We start from the raw sequence: 5,623 nt of genomic DNA, 5'->3' as shown, positions 1-5,623 counted from the left end.
GCCGTATTGGCCCCTATACACTGCAGGCAGCAATAGCCGCATTACACAGTGAAGCGCCAAGCAGTGCCGCAACCGACTGGCAGGAGATTTGCGGCCTGTATAACCTGCTCTCACAGGCCGACCCATCACCGGTAGTCGCATTAAACCGGGCAGTTGCCATAGCAATGCGCGACGGCCCGGCCGTAGCGTTGCCACTTATTGAACAGCTGCAGCAGCACGGGCAACTTAGCCAATACCATCTGCTGTATGCTGCCAAAGCCGATTTATTGCGCCAGCTCGGTCGTAACAGCGAAGCGCTACAGGCGTATCATGACGCGCTGCGCTTATGTCAGCAGGCACCGGAACAGCGGTTTTTACAGCACCAAATCACCGCTTTACAACAGCTGATATAGCGCACAACCCACAAGCAGAGCTGGCGTGACTGGTCAGGGCAGTGGCTGAATACGTATGCAGTGCCGGCTTTTACCTTGCTGCAAACTGGTGCAATGCTCTAGGGTAAAAGCTTTGTCACTGTACCGGAAATCTTTATGCGCCTGTCTGTAACCCGCTGCCTGCTGGCAGCCCTGCTCACACCCTGTTCACTGCTGGCGGCCAGCCTTAGTGTTACATCACCCGATGGCAGTATTGAACTGACGCTGGATGACACTGCCCTGACCTATCAGGTGCAGTTTCATCAGCAGCAGGTTATCGCGCCCTCGGCACTGGGCTTTCGCTTTTTACAGCTACCAGCCTTAGGTAAGGGTTACAAAATTACCGCACACAGCCGCAACAGTGTTAACCAAAGCTGGCAACAGCCGTGGGGTGAACGCGAAACCGTAGTCGATAAACATAACGAGCTGGCGGTGACATTAAAGCACCCTGAGCGCCAGGCGCCTTTTACGCTGCGCTTTAAGCTGTTTAACGACGGCCTGGGCTTTCGCTACGAAGTGCCAGCACAAGGCATTGATAAACTGGATATTATTGACGAGCTGACCGAGTTTCGAATTAACGACAGTAAACAGACTACCGCCTGGTGGATCCCAGGCCGGGGCTGGAACCGCTACGAAATGCTGTACCGCACCACAGCGCTGAACGAGGTAGACCGCGCTCATACACCTTTTACCTTTAAACTGCCAACCGGCGTGCATATGAGTATTCATGAAGCAGCACTGGTTGATTTTGCCGGCATGGTGCTCGATCAGCAGCGCGACGGTGTACTAAAAAGCGATTTAACACCCTGGTCAGACGGTATCCGGGTTAAAACCAACGGCAGTTTCACCACGCCGTGGCGCACCATTCAGATAGCAGATAATGCCATAGGCCTGTTAAATTCTGATCTGATTTTAAACCTGAACGAACCGAATAAACTCGGCGATGTGTCCTGGGTAAAACCGGGTAAATATGCCGGCATCTGGTGGGGAATGCACCTGGAAACACAAAGCTGGGGCAGCGGCCCCAAGCATGGCGCCACTACCGCGAACACTAAGGCGTATATCGATTTTGCTGCCAAAAACGGCTTTGACGGTGTGTTAGTGGAAGGCTGGAACCAGGGCTGGGACGGTGAATGGTTTTTAAACGGTGCTGTGTTTAACTTCACTACACCTTACCCCGACTTTGATTTAGTCGCCATCACCGCCTATGGCAAAGCAAAAGGCGTGAAACTGATTGGCCACCATGAAACCTCGGGCCATATCAGCAATTATGAAGCACAAATGGCCGACGCCTACGACCTATACGCCAAATACGGTGTCAGCCAGATTAAAACCGGCTATGTCGCCGACGGTGGCCAGGCCACCCGCATTGATGAAAACGGCATAGAGCGCAAAGAATGGCACGACGGTCAGTTAATGGTAAACCACTACCTGTACTCGGTTACCGAGGCAGCCAAGCGCCAGCTTAGTATTAATACTCACGAACCGATTAAAGACACCGGCCTGCGCCGCACTTACCCGAACTGGATCAGCCGAGAAGGTGCCCGTGGCCAGGAGTACAACGCCTGGGGCTCGCCACCAAACCCGCCAGAGCACACCGCTATGCTGCCGTTTACCCGTATGTTATCCGGCCCGATGGACTTTACCTCCGGCATTTTTAACCTGGCCTATAAAGGCCTGGATGCCGAAAACCGCGTGCAAACTACGTTAGCCAAGCAGTTAGCGTTGTATGTGGTGTTGTATAGCCCGATCCAAATGGTAGCCGACTTACCCGAGCACTACGACGCGCACCCGAGAGCCTTTCAGTTTATTAAAGACGTGCCAACCGATTGGGCGCAGAGTAAAGCCCTGCAGGGCGAAGTCGGTGATTTTGTTGTATTTGCCCGCCAGGATAAACACAGCGCTGACTGGTACCTAGGCGCGCTGACTGACGAGCAAGCCCGCACGGTGACGGTAAAACTGGACTTTTTACCGGCCGGTAAACGCTATACGGCGCAAATTTACCGTGACGGCAAAGACGCCGACTGGCGCACCAAGCCGTATGACATGCAAATAGAGCAGAAAAGCGTAACGGCCAATGACAGTTTAACGTTGCCGCTGGCCACCAGTGGCGGTGCTGCTATTCGCTTTAAGGCAGAAAAATAATGTATAACAAAAACTTATTATCAAAAAATATACTAGCCGCGGCAGCATTAAGCTGTGGCCTTAGCGCCCATGCCGCGCCGGCATTTCAAATCGAACGCTTAGAACCGGTTAACTGGTGGGCGGGCATGCAACACCCCCAGTTGCAACTGATGCTGTACGGTAAAGATATTGCCAAACTCACACCGGCGCTTAATTACGATGGCGTAAGCTTAGCTGGCGTAGAACGCACTGCTAACCCGAACTATCTGTTTGTAAACCTGACGCTTGAAAAGGATGTCAAACCCGGCGACATCACGCTGCAATTTAGCCTGGATGGCGAAACGGTGCTTAGTCATAATTACCCGCTGCTTAAGCGGCGCGAAGCCTCTGCTAAACGTCAGGGCTTCAGCGCTGCCGATGTGATTTACCTGCTGGTGCCAGATCGCTTTGCCAATGGCAACCCGGCCAATGACAATCAGCCCGGCATGCCGGACAAGCTAAACCGTGCAGATGACAATGGCCGCCACGGCGGCGATTTAGCCGGTATGCAAAGTGCGCTGGGTTACATTGCCGATATGGGCTACACCACTATCTGGCCAACCCCGCTGACTGAAAATAACCAAAGCGCTTATTCGTACCATGGCTATGCCGCTACCGATCTGTACAACATCGACGCCCGCTTTGGCACTAACAGCCAGTACCGCGATTTCGTTGCCGCGGCCAACAGCAAAGGCATTAAGGTAATTCAGGATATTATTCTGAACCACATTGGCAACGAGCACTGGTGGCTGAAAGATTTACCAGATAGCAATTGGCTGAATAATCAGGAGTTTTTAACCGGCAAGCCTTTTGTTGGCACCAACCATAGCCGCAGCACTGTGCAAGACCCTTACGCCAGCAAAATCGACAGTGCGCAGTTTACCGACGGCTGGTTTGTCGACACTATGCCCGATTTAAACCAGCGCCATCCGCTGCTGGCGACTTACCTTATTCAGAACAGCATCTGGTGGGTAGAATATGCCAACCTGTCTGGTATCCGCGAAGACACCTACAGCTATGCTGACAAAGCGTTTTTAAGCGAATGGGCGCGGCGCATTATGCTGGAGTATCCGCAGTTTAATATTGTTGGCGAAGAGTGGAGCCCCAACCCGCTTATCGTGTCGTACTGGCAGGCGGGTAAACAAAATAAAGACGGTTATGTATCGCACACTCCAGCGATGCTGGATTTTCCGCTGTACGACGCCATGCTAAAAGCGCTGAACGATGATGAAAGCTGGAACGGCGGCTGGATTGGTCTGTACGAAATGCTCAGTAACGATCATATCTACGCCAAGCCGTTTAATCTGGTGACCTTTGAAGGCAATCACGACACCGCACGCATTTTTTCGCTGCTAAATGAAGATATTAACCTGTACCGTATGGCCATCAGCTACCTGCTAACCATGCGTGGTATACCGCAGATGTTTTACGGCACCGAAATAGCCATGCAAAGCCCAAAGTTCCGCGATGATGGCAAAGTGCGCGCTGATTTCCCCGGCGGCTGGGCCGGCGACAAGGTGAACGCATTTACCGGCAAAGGCTTAGATACCACGCAACAAACCGCGCAACAGCTGGTGAAAACCCTGCTGAACTGGCGCAAAACCGCCACGGCGATCCACAACGGTAAACTGATGCATTTCGCCCCCGATAACGGCACTTACACCTATTTCCGTTACAACGCCAAGCAAATGGTGATGGTGGTAATGAATAAACAATCTGAGCCGGTAACGCTGGATTTAGTCCGCTTTAGCGAAGTGCTGCCGCAGGGTAAAACCGCAACAGAGGTAATTAGCGGCAAAACGATCAAGCTGAACAAACAACTCACCGTGCCAGCCCGCGGTACGTTGGTGTTAGATATACGTTAGTGTTAAACAACCACAGCGGCGCCAGCCGCAGTGGTTCACACCCAACTTTATACCAAACAGCAATTTACATATTTAATGGTTTCACAAAGTCAGGAACAAGGGCGGCGCAGCTAATTAACTCCGCGCGCTACACTCAAGTTACCCTACTCAAAAAATACAGAACCGCCGCTTATATACACCCGACAGTTTTCACTCGCTTGACGGCACCTTTTAACAGGTGCTATTAATGGCTACTGTTAACAGCAGGAGCTGAGCATGCAAACCAAATTCTCTGAAGATGTCGTGCCGTTGTCGGATTTAAAAATAAACCCGGGCAAGGTAGTCACGCAAACCAACACCACCCACCGGCCGGTATTATTAACCAGTCGTGGTCGTGGTGTGGCGGTGGTACAGGCTCTGGAAGATTACGAGAACACGGCTGAAGAGTTGCGATTTGTAAAAGCTATTGCCACCGGCCTGGCGGATATTCGTGACGGCAACACGGTAACTGCAGAACAGGCTAAACAGCTGCTGGGAATTGATTGAGTGCGGTTAGAGCTTGCGCAATCCGCGCTGACTGACCTGTTGGCCATAAAAGCCTGGTACCGGGAGCAAGGCGTACCGCATATTGGTCAGCAGTTTGTTACCGACATTATGGCAGTGGCACAGCGCCTGACAACTCAGCCTGATTCTGGCCGGATGGTACCGGAGTTTAATCAGGCCAATATCCGTGAAATTATCCTGCCGCCGTTTCGCGTGGTGTATCTGCGCGAAGCAGACTGTATCAGCCTAATCCGCGTCTGGCGCAGCGAGCGTCAGCTGCTGCTACCCTGAAAGGTCAGACTCAATGACTGAACACCGCATTTTCAGCATGCCTTTTGCCAAAGTGTACCCGCTGTATCTGCAAAAGGCTGAGCGCAAAAACCGTACTAAAGACGAAGTGGATCAGATTATCTGCTGGCTTACCGGTTACAGCCAGGCTGAACTGCAGCAGCAAATTAAGCAACAACATGACTTTGCTACCTTCTTCGCTCAAGCCCCGGCCATACACCCGAACTGTGCACTGATTAAAGGCGTGGTTTGCGGCGTGCGGGTAGAAGAAGTTGCTGACCCGCTGATGCAAAAAATACGCTACTTAGACAAGCTGATAGACGAACTGGCTAAAGGCAAAGCGCTGGCAAAAATACTGCGCCAGTAAAATTTCTC

The 5,623-nt window shown here is 52.1% G+C and carries 5 protein-coding genes and 1 pseudogene; all 6 read left to right on the top strand.

Annotated features, from left to right (window positions below):
* Window positions 1–392: pseudogene (locus VIN66_RS05520) on the top strand (RNA polymerase subunit sigma-24); the annotation flags it as partial.
* Between the two features lie 135 nt (window positions 393–527).
* Window positions 528–2,555: a glycoside hydrolase family 97 protein gene (locus VIN66_RS05515; RefSeq protein ID WP_331923032.1), complete on the top strand. Its 2,028-nt coding sequence runs from the start codon at window positions 528–530 to the stop codon at window positions 2,553–2,555.
* Window positions 2,555–4,438, top strand: a complete 1,884-nt coding sequence (locus VIN66_RS05510; RefSeq protein ID WP_331923031.1) for a glycoside hydrolase family 13 protein — start codon at window positions 2,555–2,557, stop codon at window positions 4,436–4,438. The genes VIN66_RS05515 and VIN66_RS05510 overlap by 1 nt, the downstream gene beginning before the upstream one ends.
* Before the next feature lie 255 nt (window positions 4,439–4,693).
* Complete coding sequence (locus VIN66_RS05505) at window positions 4,694–4,963, top strand: type II toxin-antitoxin system Phd/YefM family antitoxin (RefSeq protein ID WP_331923030.1); 270 nt, start codon at window positions 4,694–4,696, stop codon at window positions 4,961–4,963.
* Window positions 4,964–5,251, top strand: coding sequence for a type II toxin-antitoxin system RelE/ParE family toxin (locus VIN66_RS05500; RefSeq protein WP_331923029.1), 288 nt, complete (start codon window positions 4,964–4,966; stop codon window positions 5,249–5,251).
* Window positions 5,252–5,264: 13 nt separating this feature from the next.
* A complete protein-coding gene (locus VIN66_RS05495; RefSeq protein WP_331923028.1) occupies window positions 5,265–5,615 on the top strand; it encodes a DUF2200 domain-containing protein in 351 nt (116 codons plus the stop codon).
* Window positions 5,616–5,623 lie beyond the last annotated feature (8 nt).

Origin of the sequence: Rheinheimera sp. (assembly GCF_036568245.1) — a bacterium.
Taxonomy (GTDB): Bacteria; Pseudomonadota; Gammaproteobacteria; order Enterobacterales; family Alteromonadaceae; genus Alishewanella.
The sequence above is the reverse complement of the archived record's forward strand: the minus strand, read 5'-3'. Positions and strand labels throughout refer to the sequence as shown.